Origin of the sequence: Gilliamella bombi (genome assembly GCF_900103255.1) — a bacterium.
Taxonomy (GTDB): domain Bacteria; phylum Pseudomonadota; class Gammaproteobacteria; order Enterobacterales; family Orbaceae; genus Gilliamella; species Gilliamella bombi.
In genome coordinates, this window is sequence record NZ_FMWS01000008.1 from 70,876 (window position 1) to 88,982 (window position 18,107).

At 34.6% G+C, this 18,107-nt stretch carries 14 protein-coding genes; 11 read left to right on the top strand and 3 right to left on the bottom strand.

Features of this window, described 5'->3' with window-relative positions:
- Positions 1-37: 37 nt before the first annotated feature.
- Together nrdD and nrdG are read left to right on the top strand one after the other, a co-directional pair.
- Complete coding sequence (nrdD, locus tag B9N71_RS01730) at positions 38-2,173, top strand: anaerobic ribonucleoside-triphosphate reductase (protein WP_085163892.1); 2,136 nt, start codon at positions 38-40, stop codon at positions 2,171-2,173.
- Between the two features lie 16 nt (positions 2,174-2,189).
- On the top strand, positions 2,190-2,654 hold the full coding sequence (nrdG, locus tag B9N71_RS01735) for an anaerobic ribonucleoside-triphosphate reductase-activating protein (RefSeq protein WP_065609418.1): 465 nt from the start codon (positions 2,190-2,192) through the stop codon (positions 2,652-2,654).
- Between the two features lie 13 nt (positions 2,655-2,667).
- Here nrdG and can read toward each other — a convergent pair whose 3' ends face one another.
- Together can and B9N71_RS01745 are read right to left on the bottom strand one after the other, a co-directional pair.
- Complete coding sequence (can, locus tag B9N71_RS01740) at positions 2,668-3,327, bottom strand: carbonate dehydratase (RefSeq protein ID WP_065575142.1); 660 nt, start codon at positions 3,325-3,327, stop codon at positions 2,668-2,670.
- A 46-nt stretch (positions 3,328-3,373) separates the two neighbouring features.
- Entirely contained in the window at positions 3,374-4,426 is a 1,053-nt protein-coding gene (locus B9N71_RS01745) for an FAD-binding protein (protein WP_085163893.1), read from the bottom strand.
- 522 nt (positions 4,427-4,948) lie between these two features.
- Between B9N71_RS01745 and murA the strand changes: the two genes are divergently transcribed.
- The 9 genes from murA to B9N71_RS01790 all read left to right on the top strand — a co-directional run bounded on the left by murA (position 4,949) and on the right by B9N71_RS01790 (position 17,332).
- The gene (gene murA, locus B9N71_RS01750) at positions 4,949-6,202 is read left to right on the top strand and encodes a UDP-N-acetylglucosamine 1-carboxyvinyltransferase (protein ID WP_085163894.1); all 1,254 of its coding nucleotides are present in this window, start codon (positions 4,949-4,951) and stop codon (positions 6,200-6,202) included.
- A 51-nt stretch (positions 6,203-6,253) separates the two neighbouring features.
- Positions 6,254-6,829, top strand: a complete 576-nt coding sequence (locus B9N71_RS01755) for a DJ-1 family glyoxalase III (protein WP_085163895.1) — start codon at positions 6,254-6,256, stop codon at positions 6,827-6,829.
- An 11-nt stretch (positions 6,830-6,840) separates the two neighbouring features.
- The gene (locus tag B9N71_RS01760) at positions 6,841-7,737 is read left to right on the top strand and encodes a cation diffusion facilitator family transporter (protein ID WP_065589615.1); all 897 of its coding nucleotides are present in this window, start codon (positions 6,841-6,843) and stop codon (positions 7,735-7,737) included.
- 93 nt (positions 7,738-7,830) lie between these two features.
- A complete protein-coding gene (pfkA, locus tag B9N71_RS01765) occupies positions 7,831-8,793 on the top strand; it encodes a 6-phosphofructokinase (RefSeq protein ID WP_065589614.1) in 963 nt (320 codons plus the stop codon).
- Between the two features lie 235 nt (positions 8,794-9,028).
- Positions 9,029-9,289: a GNAT family N-acetyltransferase gene (locus tag B9N71_RS01770; protein WP_085163896.1), complete on the top strand. Its 261-nt coding sequence runs from the start codon at positions 9,029-9,031 to the stop codon at positions 9,287-9,289.
- Positions 9,290-9,985: 696 nt separating this feature from the next.
- Positions 9,986-12,274: a class 1a ribonucleoside-diphosphate reductase subunit alpha gene (nrdA, locus tag B9N71_RS01775; protein ID WP_085163897.1), complete on the top strand. Its 2,289-nt coding sequence runs from the start codon at positions 9,986-9,988 to the stop codon at positions 12,272-12,274.
- A gap of 145 nt (positions 12,275-12,419) precedes the next feature.
- A complete protein-coding gene (gene nrdB / locus B9N71_RS01780; protein ID WP_065608766.1) occupies positions 12,420-13,550 on the top strand; it encodes a class Ia ribonucleoside-diphosphate reductase subunit beta in 1,131 nt (376 codons plus the stop codon).
- 178 nt (positions 13,551-13,728) lie between these two features.
- Positions 13,729-16,383, top strand: coding sequence for a bifunctional uridylyltransferase/uridylyl-removing protein GlnD (gene glnD, locus B9N71_RS01785; RefSeq protein ID WP_085163898.1), 2,655 nt, complete (start codon positions 13,729-13,731; stop codon positions 16,381-16,383).
- A 25-nt stretch (positions 16,384-16,408) separates the two neighbouring features.
- Positions 16,409-17,332: an AEC family transporter gene (locus B9N71_RS01790; RefSeq protein ID WP_085163899.1), complete on the top strand. Its 924-nt coding sequence runs from the start codon at positions 16,409-16,411 to the stop codon at positions 17,330-17,332.
- 90 nt (positions 17,333-17,422) lie between these two features.
- On the opposite strand, the gene B9N71_RS01795 is transcribed toward B9N71_RS01790, so the two are convergent.
- Positions 17,423-18,100 carry an HD domain-containing protein gene (locus tag B9N71_RS01795; RefSeq protein WP_085163900.1) on the bottom strand — a complete coding sequence of 226 codons (678 nt, stop codon included), beginning with the start codon at positions 18,098-18,100 and terminating at the stop codon, positions 17,423-17,425.
- Positions 18,101-18,107 lie beyond the last annotated feature (7 nt).

Consider the following 18,107-nt stretch of genomic DNA (forward strand, 5'->3'; position numbering starts at 1 on the left):
ACTAACGCGAGTTATTGATGGATATTGAGGAGTATATATGCCTGTAGTAATAAAACGAGATGGTTGTCAAACTGCATTTAATGAGACTCGAATTAAAGATGCAATTGTCAAAGCAGCTGTGGCGACGAATGTTCATGATCCTGATTATTGCGAAACGGTTGCTCGTGTTGTTACTAATCAAATGAGCGAACGTGAAAGTGTTGATATCAACGAAATTCAAAATGCAGTTGAAAATCAGTTAATGTCAGGCCCTTATAAAAAATTAGCGAGAACTTATATTGAGTATCGTCATGATCGTGATCGTGCTCGAGAAGAACGTAGCCGTCTAAATCAGGATATTCGAGGACTAATTGAGCAAAGTAATGTCGCCATTTTAAATGAAAATGCTAACAAAGATAGCAAGGTGATTCCAACTCAACGTGATTTACTTGCGGGTATTGTAGCAAGGCATTATGCGAAGCAGTATTTATTACCTAAAGATATTTCTCGTGCTCATGATTGTGGTGAAATTCATTATCATGATTTAGATTATGCGCCATTTTTCCCTATGTTTAACTGTATGTTAATTGACTTAGATGGTATGTTAACTAATGGTTTTAAAATGGGTAATGCTGAGATTGAGCCTCCAAAATCAATTGCTACAGCAACTGCGGTAACTGCACAAATTATAGCGCAAGTGGCTAGCCATATTTATGGTGGCACGACCATTAATCGTATCGATGAAGTTTTAGCAAAGTTTGTTACTATTAGTTATAACAAACACAAACAAGTGGCTGAAGAATGGAATATCCCAAATCCAGAAGCTTATGCTGAAAGTCGCACTCAAAAAGAGTGTTATGATGCATTTCAATCTCTTGAATATGAAGTAAACACTTTACACACAGCTAATGGACAAACTCCGTTTGTTACTTTTGGTTTTGGTTTAGGAACTAGTTGGGAATCACGCTTAATTCAAGAGTCTATTTTAAAAGTTCGTATCAAAGGATTAGGTAAAAATCATAAAACAGCAGTTTTTCCAAAACTTGTTTTTGCCATTAAAGATGGTATTAACCATAAACAGGGCGATATTAATTATGATATTAAGAAACTTGCACTTGAGTGTGCAAGTAAACGGATGTACCCAGATATTTTAAATTACGATAAAGTTGTTGAAGTGACGGGTTCATTTAAAACGCCAATGGGTTGTCGAAGTTTCTTGGGCGTTTATGAAGAAAACGGCCAGTTAATTCATGATGGGCGCAATAATTTAGGTGTAATTAGTCTAAATTTGCCTCGTATAGCTATTGAAGCTAAAGGTGATGAAGCTCGATTTTGGGAAATTTTAGATAAACGTTTAGAACTATGTAAAAAAGCATTAATGACGCGTATTGCTAGACTTGATGGCGTAAAAGCAAGAGTGGCACCAATTTTATATATGGAAGGTGCTTGTGGTGTAAGACTTAACGAAGATGACAATGTTTCTGAAATTTTCAAAAATGGGCGAGCTTCAATTTCTTTAGGTTATATTGGTCTTCATGAAACATTAAATGCACTTTACGGAAATCAAACGCATCCATTTGATAGTGATAAATTACGCGAAAAAGGTGTGGCAATTGTTGAGCGTTTACGTAATGCGGTGGATCAATGGAAGAACGAAACTGGTTATGGGTTTAGTTTATATAGCACACCAAGCGAAAATTTATGTGATCGATTTTGCCGACTTGATACGGCTGAATTTGGTGTAATTCCAGGTGTTACTGATAAAGGTTATTACACTAACAGTTTCCATCTTGATGTTGAGAAAAAGGTTAATCCGTACGAAAAAATCGAATTTGAAAAACCTTATCCTCAAGTTGCTAATGGTGGTTTCATCTGTTATGGCGAATATCCAAATATGATTAACAATATCAAAGCATTAGAAGATGTTTGGGATTATAGTTATTCACGAGTTCCTTATTATGGGACTAATACGCCAATAGATGAATGTTATGAATGTGGTTATACCGGTGAATTTTCTTGTACCAGCAAAGGCTTTGTTTGCCCAAGTTGTGGTAATCATGATTCTTCAAAAGTATCGGTTACTCGTCGTGTTTGTGGATATTTAGGTAGTCCTGATGCCCGCCCATTCAATGCAGGTAAACAAGAAGAAGTAAAACGTCGAGTTAAACATTTAAATAATGGTCAAATTGGTTAATAATCAATAAATATTTATGAATTATCATCGTTATTATCCTGTCGATGTTGTTAATGGGGAAGGAACTCGCTGTGTTCTTTTTGTTGCCGGGTGTGTACATCAGTGCCCAGGTTGCTATAACAAAAGTACATGGGGAGTAAATTCTGGTTTACCATTTACACAAGCACTTGAAGATCAAATCATTAAAGATTTACAAGATACTGAAATAAAACGTCAAGGATTATCGCTTTCTGGCGGTGATCCTTTGCATCCTCAAAACGTTGCAACTATATTAAAACTGGTCCAACGTGTTAAATCTGAGTGCGATAATAAAGATATCTGGCTTTGGACTGGGTATAAGCTTGATGAGTTAACTGCTGAACAACAAGCAGTTATTCCTTATATTGATGTGTTAATTGATGGAAAATTTGTGCAGGAACTTGCTGATCCTCGTCTATTATGGCGAGGAAGCAGCAATCAAGTTATCCATCGTTTTAAATAAAATCATGGGCTAATTAGTGAGATTTATGTAAATTTAGAAGATAAGAAATAGCTTCTCGGTAGTTAATTTCAAGATTTTCGCTACTTGATGAAGTGATATGCAAATCAGTAATTTTGCCATTATGAATTCCATAAACCCAACCATGCAAATTAATCTTTTGACCTCGTTGCCATGCAGATTGAATAATTGTAGAGTGTCCAAGATTGTAGACTTGTTCGATTACATTAAGTTCACATAAAACATCCAAACGGATATCGGGAGGAAATTCCCCTAGAAGTGAGCTGTTTCGAAACCAAAGATCACGAATATGCAGTAACCAGTTATTAATTAGCCCTAAATCAGGATTTTCAACCGCATCACGAATTCCACCACAACCTAAATGACCACAAACAATGATATCTTCAATTTTAAGTACATCCACTGCATATTGAACGACAGATAAACAGTTTAAATCAGTGTGTATTACAAGATTACCGACATTACGATGCACAAATAACTCACCTGGCTTTAACTTAATGAGTTTTTCTGCTGACACACGACTGTCTGAACAGCCGATCCATAAAAATTTAGGATTTTGTTCAACTGCAAGTTGTTTAAAAAATTCAGGATCTTCTTGCTCTATTTTTTCTGACCATTCGTGGTTAAAACGGATCAGATCGTTTACATCAAACATAATTAATATTTCCCAATATATTTCATTATTATTTTTTTATTTTAAGTTATTCAATATGCTGAATCTTACTTTTCATTATTAATTTACGCCACAAAGGAGTTGTTAATAGTTTGGCTTTAACAATTTTACTATAAAGTTTGAAGCGTAATGGTATTGTACGTTGATAATAACATTTATTAGGTTTTGGATGGCCACTATTTAATATTTTACTTAAAATTTCAGCGCTATCTAAAGCATAGCTAATACCTTCTAACGAACTTGCACTAATAAAACCAGCAGCTTCACCAATTAAAAAAATATTTTCATTACCAGTATAAAAATCACGTAGCCGATTTGGATAGACCACTAAACATTTTTCTGTTTTGAGAGGTTTACCAAAAATAAACCCTTGTTTAGTTAAATTTTCTTTTAATTGTTCAAAATTTTGATTCGCTACCTTTTTAGGGAAAGCACCGCCAAAGATAAAATAACCATTTTTTGAAATACTCCACGAGTAGCAATTTGTTAATTCATTGTCGAATATACAAGAATTAAATGGCGTTGGATGTTGCTCTTTAAACCATTGTTGTATCGCTACATATTGTCTTATCGTATGTTGAGGATATCGCATTCGTCTAACCAGAGAATTGGCACCGTCAGCACCGACCACATATTGAGCAGTGGCGTTGTGTTCATTTTTATTTTCATCAAGATAAGTGATCTGATAACCATCAATAATGCGTCTTACTTCTTTACAGAGTGTATTATGAAGGACGGTTACATTTGATGGTATTAGTGATTTTAGCCACAGATCAAATTTGTGCCGATCAAAACTTACATAACTCCGCTGATAATTGCGAACAAGTTTGGTTTGTAAGTCATAAGTTCTGACACTAAAAATTTGAGGATCAGTTAAAATATCAGCGGGTAAGTTTATATTTTGCCTAGCAAAGGCTTTTTGTGCATCATCTGCTAATAGTCCCCCACAAGGTTTATGAAATCCTTCATTTCCCGTTTTATGTTTTGCATCTAATGCAATGACTTTGAATGAAGGACTCAGTAAACGGGCTAGCGTACTGCCAGCAGGTCCTAGTCCTATAATTGCGATATCGTAATCCATGTTATTGTATAGTTTGTTTTATAATGTTTAAAAAACCGTTTATGTTAGCAAATTAAATTATGTGTGACTATTAAAGATGAGCACTTCTCTATGCCAGTTAACTTGTAAAAAAGTTTCAGGTAACTATGTGTTTCAGTATAAAATTAGATATAAACGTTCTTTTTTAATGAATTTATTTTTGTTATTAATCTGACTTGTTTTTGCAAGTGAATCAAATATATTTTTCCCTCGACTGAATATTATCGTATTGATATAAGGACATCTTGCGGTATATGTCATATAACCCAAATTGTATGTGAAAATAGTATATTCACTATAAGGCGCTAATTTGTTTGAGTCAATCATTGATTAATCGTAATTATTTACTAGATTCAAAATAAGATAAAATTTTTAACTTATTGATTTTTAGTAGTTTTTATTGATCTCAAAAAAGCGATATTTTCAATTTTTAATGAAATTCATTTAACTATTAGTAAATAGCTTCTATAATAATCGCCAATTTATCACGCATAAGAGTTAACAATGGAAAAGTTTCACGTAACAGGTCCAACATCGCTAAATGGCGAAGTGGTTATTTCTGGCGCAAAAAATGCTGCGCTACCCATTTTATTTTCTGCAATTTTGGCAGAAAAACCAGTAGAACTTCGAAATGTTCCTAAATTAAAAGATATCGATACAACTTTGGAATTGCTAGGCCAGCTAGGTGTAAAATATGAACGAAATGATTCTATTTACCTTGATGCAGGTCATCTGAATAACTACTGTGCACCTTATGAGCTAGTAAAAACTATGCGTGCTTCAATTTGGGCTTTAGGTCCTCTTGTCGCTCGTTTTGGGCAAGGACAAGTTTCATTACCTGGCGGTTGTGCTATTGGTGCAAGACCTGTTGATCTTCATATTAGTGGTCTTGAACAACTTGGTGCGACAATCGCACTTGATGAAGGCTATGTTAAAGCGTCAGTCAATGGAAAACTAAAAGGTACTCATATTGTCATGGATAAAGTGAGTGTTGGCGCGACCGTTACGATTATGTCAGCCGCAACTTTAGCTGAAGGCAAAACTATCATCGAAAATGCAGCATGTGAACCTGAAATTGTTGATACCGCTAAATTCTTAAATATGTTAGGCGCTAAAATTACTGGTGCTGGTACAATGCGTATTGAGATAGAAGGGGTTGAACGTTTAGGTGGTGGTATACATGAAATAGTTCCTGATCGTATTGAAACAGGGACTTTTTTAGTTGCGGCAGTTATATCTAGAAGTAAAATCACTTGCCGTAAAACTGATCCAACCCTACTTGATGCGGTGCTTTCTAAATTGAAGGAAGCTGGTGCTAAGATTGAGGTAGGTGAAGATTGGATTTGTTTAGATATGCAAGGAAAAAGGGCAAAAGCTGTTAACATTCATACTGCTCCGCATCCAGGTTTTCCTACTGATATGCAAGCACAATTCTCATTGCTAAATATGGTTGCTGAAGGTACAGGAATCATTAAAGAAACCATTTTCGAAAATCGATTTATGCATGTTCCTGAGCTAATTCGCATGGGTGCAAAAGCAGAAATTGAAGGTAATACCTTAATTACCCATGGTGTTGAAACATTGAGCGGTGCACAAGTGATGGCGACGGATTTGCGGGCGTCAGCGAGTCTAGTTTTAGCTGGTTGTATTGCTGAAGGTTTAACCACTGTTGATCGTATTTACCATATAGATCGAGGCTATGACAATATTGAAGCAAAATTAAGAAAATTAGGCGCCAATATTGAAAGGGTGAAATAATTCATTTTCGATAAAAAATTAATAAGTTGTTTTTTCAAAAGGAGCGTAATGATGACAAAGCAAGCATTGGTGTTTTTATCGAATGGTTGTGAAGAAACAGAAGCGGTAACCACTATCGATTTATTAACCCGAGCTGATATTAAAGTTACTACTGTAAGTATTTCAAGTTCTCGTGAAATTGAATGTTCTCGAGGAGTTACCATTTTGGCAAAAAAAATACTTTCGGATGTTCAATACATTGATTTTGATGTTGTTGTTTTACCTGGAGGTGTTAAAGGTGCTGAAAATTTTCGAGATTGTCCATTGCTAATCGAAAAATTGAAACAAACGCACCAAAGTGGCGGTATTGTTGCTGCAATCTGTGCTTCTCCAGCTATGGTTTTACAACATCATAACTTATTTCCACACGCATATATGACTGGTTATCCAACCACTAAAGAGGCGTTTAAAAATTGGAAGTCCGATAGAGTTTATTTTGATGAGTTGTATAAAGTTATTACTAGCCAAGGTCCCGCAACGTCTATTGATTTTGCTTTAAAAATTATAGATGCGTTGTTAGGCCGAATAAAAGCAGCTGAAATTGCTCGGCAATTAGTTCTTCCTTTGGGAATTGAATCCTATCAATAAATAGGTACTAAATGTCAAATTCACATTTGTATGAAAAATTAGTTAAAAGAGCGACGCTAGGTGCCGTTTCAATCTCTATTTCCTTAATTTTAATTAAATTTATTACTTGTTGGTTTACTGGTTCAATAAGTTTATTTGCTTCATTATTAGATTCAAGTATCGATTTACTTGCTTCTGGTGTTAACTTTTTTTTAGTTCGTTATGCACTAAAGCCCGCAGATGCTGATCATACTTTTGGTCATGGCAAGGCAGAATCTTTGGCAGGATTATTACAAAGTGCGTTTATTATTGGTTCTGCAATAATTTTATTACTTTCTAGCATTCGCTCTTTTATTTATCCGAATGAACTGCAGGAACCTTTGTTGGGGATTATTGTCTCAACTGTTTCTGCTGTAGTGACATGCATTCTTGTTTTGTATCAAAGATATGTTGTAAAAATCACTAAAAGTAATGCTATTCAAGCCGATATGTTGCATTATTCTTCCGACATGTTGTTGAATATTGCTGTTATAATTGCACTTTGTTTAAGTTGGTATGGCATTACTTATGCTGATGCGGCCTTTGCAATTTTTATTGCTTTGTATATTTGTTATAATGCTTATCACATTGCACATAATGCAATTAAAGACCTATTAGATCATGCTTTACCAGATAGTGATAATTTGCGAATAGCTGAAATTGTTGCTTCATATCCAGATGTAAGAGGTTTTCATGATCTAAAGACCCGCCAAGCAGGCCCTCTCAAATTTATTCAATTGCATCTTGAATTAGACGATGATATGCCTTTAATCACTGCTCATGCCATTGCTGATGCTATTGAAAAACATATTTCTAAAGAATTTTCTCCTGCAACGGTGATTATTCATCAAGACCCAATTTCTGTTGTGCCCATCGAAATGATGAAGTAGAAAACTTAATCAAAAATAGCTTTTATTGTCTATTGTTAGATATCTGTTAAGACTCTATAATAACTAAAAGTTAATAATTTGGAGTTATTTTATATGATAAGAAAAATAGGTATTTTAACCAGTGGTGGCGATGCTCCAGGAATGAATGCTGCTATTCGAGGTGTAGTGAGAACAGCATTATCAGAAGGGTTGGATGTTTTTGGTGTTTATGATGGTTATATGGGACTTTGTGAAGATCGCATTGTTCAACTAAAGCGTTCAAGTGTATCTGATATTATTACTCGTGGTGGTACATTTCTTGGTTCGGCTAGATTTCCAGAATTTAAAGATAAAGCTGTAAGACAAAAAGCCATTGCTAATCTAAAAAAACATCAAATTGATGCTTTAGTTGTTATTGGTGGTGATGGTTCATATATGGGCGCAATGCGATTAACTGAAGAAGGTTTTCCATGTATTGGTTTACCAGGAACTATTGATAATGATATTCGTGGTACTGATTATACTATAGGGTATTTTACGGCACTTAGTACTGCAGTTGAAGCAATCGATAGATTACGTGATACTTGTTCTTCACATAACCGAATTTCAGTTATTGAAATAATGGGGAGAGATTGTGGTGATTTAACCTTAAATGCAGCAGTTGCTGGTGGTTGTGAATTTATGATTATTCCAGAGGTTTCTTATACGAAGGAAGATCTAATCGAAGAAATTAAACTAGGCTTTGCAAAAGGTAAAAAACATGCAATTGTGACTGTTACAGAACATATGTGTGATGTAAATCAACTTGCAGTAGACATTGAAGCTGCTGTTCATCACGAAACTCGTGCCACAGTATTAGGGCACGTTCAACGTGGTGGTTCTCCTGTCCCTTATGATCGTATTTTGGGGTCTCGTATGGGGGCTTATGCTGTTGAATTACTGCTACAAGGCTATGCAGGTAGAAGCGTTGGCGTACAAAATGGTAAATTAGTACATCACGATATTATAGATGCTATCAATAATATGAAGCGTCCATTTGATATGGATCTATACAATACAGCCAAACGATTATTTTAAATTGTTAATTGTGCCATTTAAGCATAATTAGTAGTAGATAAATATCTGATTGTTTTATTAATAGGTGAACTGGTAAAAATGATATTTTATGACAGTCACCTATTTGTTTATCTACTAACTCCTTTAAAATGAGTCGATATGGAATTAGGCTGCTTTTAATAATAAAAGAGTTTTTATTTATCAAGTATGGATGTGAATCATAGTAAACTAATTACAATGTTATATTGGTAATTTTATGACACTACATTTTTTAGAAGATAATGATCGTTTTTATGCTTGTGATGCTAATAATAAAGAAATAGCTGAAATGACCTTTGCAAGGGTAGGGAAAGATAAAGCTACTATTAATCATACTTATGTTGATTCTGCGTATCGTGGTCAAGGTATTGCAGATAATTTATTAGACCTTGTAGTAGAAAAATTACAGCAAGAAAAGCGTGAGATTATTCCTATTTGCTCGTTTGCTATTAAGAAATTAACTAGAAAATCAGATTGAAAGGCACTACCCTAAATTTTGTGTATTTACCTATTCAAGGTGACGGTTGATTCAGTCACCAAATTTTATAATGAACCGACTTATAGCATTTTTTTAAGTTTTGGATTGATATAGCCAATTTATTACAAGCGTGTGGTATTGTCCAAAAAATGACTTTTTTAACTGATTTATCTGTTTGTAAAACTTTACATTTCTTGATGATATGGCGAATAGGACTGTTTAAAGACTCTATTGCATTGGTAATGTAAATTTGCTTTGCGAATGTCAACGGGTAAGTACAAGGTGCTGAGGTTTTCCCAGTTCCTATACGCTACGGCTGGCTAGTATAGCCCTACTTTTCAACCCAAATTGACCCAAAATGCGTAAATGCTTGTGCTTGCTGTTCTGTTGTAGCCTGATAAATCGCTTTCAAATTTTTTGTTATCGCTTTACACAAATTTTTACTTTGTCGATAATCAATTAAATGATATCGACAGCACGACGGTAACTGGCATAAGTTCTTTTTTTCATTTTTTATGAAAAAATAAATTCTAGCTATTAAAATCAATAACGTTTTATTTTAATTAATAAATCTGCACTATTGATTAATAATACTACATATAGTGATAAATTTAATTAATAGGTACTACATATTGTATATTTTGATAAATATCAATTATCATAATTAAAAATATACTTTAACATTGGAATGAAAGAATGAATAAATCAATACTCGTTACCAAACGAGATGGAAAGAAAGAACCAATAAACCTTGATAAAATCCACCGTGTTATTACATGGGCTGCTGAAGGATTAGAAAATGTTTCTGTTTCTCAGGTTGAATTACGTTCACATATTCAATTTTATGATGGCATTCGTACATCGGATATTCATGAGACAATTATTCGTGCTGCAGCCGATCTGATCTCACAAGAAGCGCCAGACTATCAATATTTAGCTGCACGCTTAGCAATCTTTCATTTACGTAAAAAAGCCTTTAATCAATTTATCCCACCTTCACTTTATGAACACGTTAAAAAATTGGTCGATAACGAGCTTTATGATAAACACTTGCTTGAAGATTATACGCAAGAAGAATTTGAACAAATGGATAAGATTATCGATCACTGGCGAGATATGTCTTTTTCGTATGCCGCAGTTAAACAACTTGAAGGAAAATATCTAGTACAAAATCGTGTCACTGGCGAGATTTATGAAAGCGCGCAGTTTTTATATATTCTAGTTGCAGCTTGCCTTTTCGCTAATTATCCTAAAGATACACGTCTTAGTTATATCAAACGCTTTTATGATGCCGTTTCAACCTTTAAAATTTCGCTACCAACGCCAATTATGGCGGGGGTTCGTACTCCTACTCGACAGTTCAGTTCTTGCGTATTAATTGAATGTGATGATAGTTTAGATTCTATTAACGCCACAGCAAGCGCTATTGTTAAATATGTATCACAACGGGCAGGAATTGGAGTTAATGCAGGGCGAATTCGTGCGTTAGGAAGTTCAATTCGTGGTGGTGAAGCTTTTCATACAGGCTGCATTCCATTTTATAAATATTTCCAAACAGCGGTTAAATCTTGTTCGCAAGGTGGTGTGCGAGGAGGAGCAGCAACTGTTTTCTATCCTCTTTGGCATTTAGAAGTTGAAAGTTTATTAGTATTACGTAACAACCGTGGCGTTGAAGAAAATCGTGTCCGTCATTTAGACTATGGCGTACAAATCAATAAATTAATGTATCAACGTTTAATCAAAAACGAAAATATTACTCTATTTAGCCCATCGGACGTTCCTGGACTTTATGATGCCTTCTTTGCCGATCAAGATAAGTTTGAAACGCTTTATCACCAATACGAACAAGATCCAAATATCCGCAAACGCGAAGTTAAAGCCGTTGAACTCTTTGCATTATTAATGCAAGAGCGCGCATCAACTGGGCGTATTTATATCCAAAATGTCGATCACTGTAATACTCACAGCCCATTTAATGCTCAATTAGCACCTGTTCATCAATCTAATTTATGTATGGAAATTGCACTGCCAACAAAACCGCTTAATAACGTTAATGATGAACATGGCGAAATTGCCCTTTGCACATTATCAGCCTTTAATTTAGGTAAAATAGAATCTCTAGATGACTTTGAAGAGTTAGCCGATTTAGCGGTACGCGCTCTTGATTCACTACTTGATTACCAAAATTATCCTGTACCTGCAGCTCGTCATTCTTCATTAAATCGTCGTACATTAGGTATTGGTGTTATTAACTATGCCTATTATTTAGCAAAACATGGGGTTAAATATTCCGATGGCAGTGCCAACAATTTAACTCACCGTACCTTTGAAGCCATGCAATACTATTTGCTAAAAGCATCGAATAATCTAGCTAAAGAAAAGGGTGCCTGCCCATTATTTAGTCAAACCACATATTCGCAAGGTATTTTACCTATTGATACTTATAAAAAAGATTTAGATACCATTACTAAAGAGCCGTTACACTATGACTGGGAATCACTACGAGCATCAATTAAAACCTATGGACTTCGTAATTCGACATTATCGGCATTAATGCCATCAGAAACTTCGTCACAAATTTCCAATGCAACAAATGGTATTGAACCACCACGTGGTTTTATTAGTGTAAAAGCATCAAAAGATGGTATTTTAAAACAAGTGGTTCCTGAGTATAACCATCTGAAAAATTTTTACGAATTACTTTGGCAAATTCCAAATAACACTGGTTATTTACAATTAGTTGGCATCATGCAGAAATTTATTGATCAATCAATTTCTGCTAATACTAATTATGACCCAGCTAAGTTCCCAAATAATAAAGTACCCATGAAACAGCTATTATCAGACTTATTGACTGCTTATAAATTTGGCGTAAAAACACTCTATTATCATAATACACGCGATGGCGCTGAAGATATTCAAGGTGATATTGTTTCAACAACCCATTCGGATGATGGCTGTGAAGGTGGCGCTTGCAAAATTTAACCTTGATTAAAACTAAATAGCTACACGCTAAAATTCAATTTTTTATCGGGGGAAAACTAGTAATTTCCCCATTCAACTTGCCTTTTACACTGTCAAAAGGAAGCGGTAAAAGCAACAGTAAATGAGTAGGAGTTCTTTTATGAGTATGAATTACAGTACCTTTTCGCAAGTGCATAACGACCAGCTTAAAGAACCAATGTTCCTTGGACAATCAGTGAATGTTGCGCGTTATGATCAACAAAAATATGAGATGTTTGAAAAGCTAATTGAAAAACAACTTTCTTTTTTTTGGCGCCCAGAAGAAGTCGATATTTCACAAGACCGTATTGATTATGCTGCGTTACCAGAGCATGAAAAACATATTTTTATCAGCAATTTAAAATATCAAACTCTGCTTGATTCCATCCAAGGCCGTAGCCCTAATGTTGCTTTACTGCCACTTATTTCAATACCTGAATTGGAAACATGGGTAGAAACTTGGTCGTTTTCTGAAACCATTCATTCTCGTTCATATACTCATATCATTCGTAATATCGTTAACGATCCATCTGTGGTTTTTGATGATATTGTCACTAATAAAGAAATTCAAAAACGTGCTGGTGACATTGCAGGTTATTATGATGATCTTATTAGCTATGCAAGTTACTATAATTTATTTGGTGAGGGTGAACATAACATCAATAATCGCACTGTTTGCATTAATTTACGTGAACTTAAAAAGAAACTTTACTTATGTTTAATGAGTGTCAATGCACTTGAGGCTATTCGCTTCTATGTTAGTTTTGCCTGCTCATTTGCTTTTGCTGAACGAGAACTAATGGAAGGGAATGCTAAAATCATTAAACTTATTGCCCGCGACGAAGCGCTACATTTAACTGGCACTCAGTTTATGATCAACACACTACGCAGTGGTGAAGACGATCCCGAAATGGCTGAAATTGCCAAAGAATGTGAACAAGATTGTTATAACTTATTTTTACAAGCCGCTAATCAAGAAAAACAATGGGCCGAATACCTGTTTGAGGGCGGCTCAATGATTGGTTTAAATAAAGATATATTATGCCAATATGTCGAGTATATAACGAACATTCGTATGCAAGCGGTCGGACTAAAATTACCTTTTGAAGCTAAATCCAATCCAATTCCATGGATTAATAACTGGCTTGTTTCCGATAATGTGCAAGTAGCACCACAAGAAGCCGAAATGAGCTCATATCTAGTTGGACAAATTGATTCTGAAATTAATGAAGATGATTTAAGCGATTTTACTTTATAATTTTATACTCAAACACATACTTACCTGAAACTTTTTTACAAAGGGAACAAATTATTGTTCCTTTTGTATAATTAATATCAATCACTAACAATTTGCTTTCTTATAACCGTAGCTTGACAGCCATTTAAAATCGGGTAACGATATAGTTATTGAATTGTCTTAATTTGATAATATAGCTATGACTAAAACCCATTTGTGTTACCCTGTCTCTCCACTTAATTTTAATGATGAACAGATAAATATTACATATCTAAAACAACAGCTTGAGGAGTTTCAGCAATGGTCCATGGTTCAGTTTGAACAACAAGCTGACATTGATACCTTAGTGAATTTACGCAGTCAATTTATTGACCGTTTACTTGAGCGCTTATGGCGTTTTTATCAAATACCTAAACATGTTTCTTCCTTCTTTAAACGTAATCGTATCGCTTTGGTTGCTGTTGGTGGTTATGGTCGAGCGGAATTACACCCACTGTCAGATATTGATATTTTAATTTTAAGTGATTATCCGTTGACTAAAGAGATAGAAAAACAGATCAGTGATTTAGTTCGCTTGTTATGGGATTTACATTTAGATATAGGGCACAGTGTTAGAACATTAAGAATCTGCCTACAAGAAGCAAAAAATGATATCACAATAATGACTAATTTGATTGAATCAAGGCTTATTTCTGGCAATCAATTACTATTAGATGAACTACACAAGCAAATTTTTAGCGATAAAATCTGGCCGTCTCGTGCTTTTTATAAGGCAAAAATACAAGAACAACATGAACGTCATAAGCAATATCACAGCACCTCTTATAACCTAGAGCCTGATTTGAAAAATAGTCCGGGTGGATTGCGAGATATGCAAATTATTCAATGGATAGCGATTCGTCACTTTGGTGGCGAATTTCTACAAAAAATAGCTGATTTCAACTATTTAACCCCTGAAGATATTGAAGACTTTAAAACTTGTCGTAAATTTTTATGGAGAATACGTTTTGCGCTTCATTGTGTCATAACTCGTTATGATAATCGTTTGTTATTCGATCGTCAGTTAAGCATTGCTAACATGTTAGGTTATCAAGGCGAAGGTAATGCTCCTGTTGAGAAAATGATGCATGATTATTATCGTGTTGCTCACAATATTACTGAACTTAATCAAATGTTATTACAACTGTTTTATGAATCTATACTTGAACATAATCCACACAACAAACCTTACGATATTGATAAATATTTTCAAGTTCGAGACAACCTAATTGATGTAAAAGATAATGACATTTTCAAAAAAGATCCCGTCATGATTATGCAGCTTTTTCACACTATTTTGTTGAATCCTCAAGTTATAGGACTGTATTCTAATACAATTAGACAATTACGTTCCGCTCGGCGCACACTAACCACTTTACTTTGTGAAGATGCCAAAGCAAGAGTGCTTTTCATGTCGATTATCAAGCACCCAGATGCAATTAATAAAGCCATTTTACCAATGCATAAATACGGTATACTTTCTGTCTATATACCGGGTTGGAAGCATATATCTGGTATGATGCAATTTGATCTGTTCCATGCTTACACTGTTGATGAACATACTATCCGCTTACTGCTTGAACTTGATAGTCTTAAAACCGAAAGTGGCAAACAAAAACATCCTAATAGTGCAAAAGTATTTGCTAAATTACCTAAACTCGAATTATTGGTAATTGCTGGTCTATTTCATGATATTGGCAAAGGTAGGCATGGCGATCACTCGGAAATTGGCGCTCATTTAGTTGAAAAATTTTGTCAACTACACGAACTCGAAACCAAAGATACTGATTTAATTTGCTGGCTAGTACGTTATCACTTACTGATGTCTGTTACTGCTCAAAGCAGAGATTTACAAGACCCTGCGGTAATTGGAGAATTTGTTCAATTGGTCAAAAGTAAGCGTCGCTTACAGTATTTGTTATGCCTAACAGTAGCTGATGTTTGTGCTACAAACGAAACGCTTTGGAATAATTGGAAACAAAGTTTAATGCGCGAACTCTATCTTAGTGCAGCAAATTCCTTTGACTCTGGTATACACCAAATACCCGAACAGCGAAGTGTTGCACGTAAAAATAAGCAAGAGGCATTAACCATTTTAGTTAAACAAAATTATGATGAACAAATTATTAAAGAGCTTTGGCAAAACTATCGCATTGACTACTTTGTCCGTTATACAACCGAACAAATTGTATGGCATGCAAAAATTTTATTGCAACATGACTTGGGCAAAACATTAGTAGCCATAAATCCAAATCCATCTCATGGTGGTAGTGAGCTTTTTATTTATTCGCCAGATAGACCTTATCTATTTGCAACTGTGTGTAATACGCTAAGTATGCATAATTTAACTATTCATGATGCACTTATCATTACGAATAAAAAAGGATTTGCACTCGATACATTTATCGTATTAGAGCCTAATGGACAGACTGTACAAGAAGATAGAAACCAAGGTCTAGTAAATGCACTTGATAAAGCACTACAACAACCTGTTTACAAACCTGTCACCATAAAACCACCGAAACAACGATTGCGATCGTTTTCAGTGCCGACTCAGGTTAACTTTCTTTCAGCCTTTAATGACAGCCAAACCTATATGAAGCTCATAGCACTTGATAGACCGGGATTGCTGGCTTGTGTGGGCGAAATATTTGCTAATTTAGATTTATCATTACGTAGCGCTAAAATAGCAACTATCGGCGAACATATTGAAGATCTGTTTATTCTAACTGATAAAAACAATCAAGCGCTTGATGATGAAACATGTCAAAAACTTCGAGAATCAATCATTATAGCTTTTGATTCAATGAATTAATTTAATTAACCAAAAGATATAACTTATGCAATTTTTTATTATTTTATTTCCTATTTTTTGTATCTTTATTGTAGGTTTTATCGCACAAAAAGCCTTAAAATTTGATGTCGCCAACCTATCGAAAATGTCACTTTATGTGCTATCGCCCTTTTTGGCATTTAAAACGTTTTATACTCATACTTTAACCACAGATTATCTATTTTATATTGGTTATGTCTTTGGTTTATGCTTTTCATTAGTCATTATCGTCTCAATTTGGTCGATACTCATGAAGTATTCAGTTAAAGAGCGCTGTGCAATGATTTTGAGTTCCTGTTTTATGAACAATGGTAACTATGGTACTCCTGTACTATTAATCTTTTTTGGAGCAGTCGGCTTTGATCTTGGCGTAATAATGATGGTATTACAACAGTTTGTAATGAGCACTGTCGGCATTTACTATGCGGCTAAAGGTAGCGCTCATAGTGACATTGTAAATCAAAAAGACGTTATTAATAAAGTTATTCGCATGCCTGTAGCGTATGGCGCTTTTTTAGGTATTATTTTCCAATTGTGCCACATCCCTTTATCTAAATCGATTATGACTTCAATCGGAATGATCGGTGACGCATCAATTGTAGTGATCATGATTATTTTGGGCATGCAACTGGCAAAAATAAAACTTACTCAGCTTGATTATCCTAAAATCTCATTTGCCTTGCTTGCACGTATGGTGATTTCACCAATTGTGGCATTTTGTATGGTTTACTTTATGCCAATTGAGCCTGTTTATAAACAAGTTTTAATTGTCCTAGCTGCAATGCCAAGTGCCGCCAATACCACATTAATGTCAGTACAATTTGATAGTCATCCAGAACTGGTATCAAGTGCGACCTTGCTCAGTACTTTATTAAGCTTGATCACTCTTCCTATTGTACTTGGATTAGTTGGAACACCAATTCCATTTTAGTAAAACCTGCCTTCTTAAAAGAGGCAGGTGTTATACAAATTTTTCAAAAATTAATTATTCATACTCTAACTATTATCGATAAACAAATTTTCAGTAAAAATAATCCTCTCCTTGCCATTCTTTTTCAAATTGTTTAACAAACTGAACTAAAAAATGATGTCTTGGCTCGGCTAGCTTTTTTGCTATGGAGGTATTCATCATATCTTTAAGTAAAAAAAGTTTTTCATAAAAATGATTAATAACGGTATTAGGATGTTTATAATTATTTTCATCCAATGAAGTTCGTGGTGAAATATTAGGATCGTACATAATATTATGCTTATTACCGCCATAATAAAAGGTGCGAGCAATACCAATTGCACCCAATGCATCTAAACGATCGGCATCTTGTACGATCTGCCCTTCTAGTGATAATTCTTTTTTCTGATTAAGATTTTTTCGATATGACATATTCTCGATGATAGCAAAAATCATCTTAATTTCGGTGTCGGTAAGTTTTAGAGACGTTAAATAATCACGCAATTCCATTATTGCTTGACTTACATCAGCAACCACTTTTTCATCAATCACATCATGTAAATAAGCGCTAACAATCACAATAAAACCGTTCGCTTTTGGTTCATGCTGTAAAATCTTTTTTGCTAACTTTACAACACGTTCAATGTGTGCCATATCATGACCTGAAAAATCATTGGATAATTTCTGTTTAACAAAAGATTGTATGGCTTGAATCACACCCTGCTTATGTTTATTTGTTTTATTATTCATAATTTTG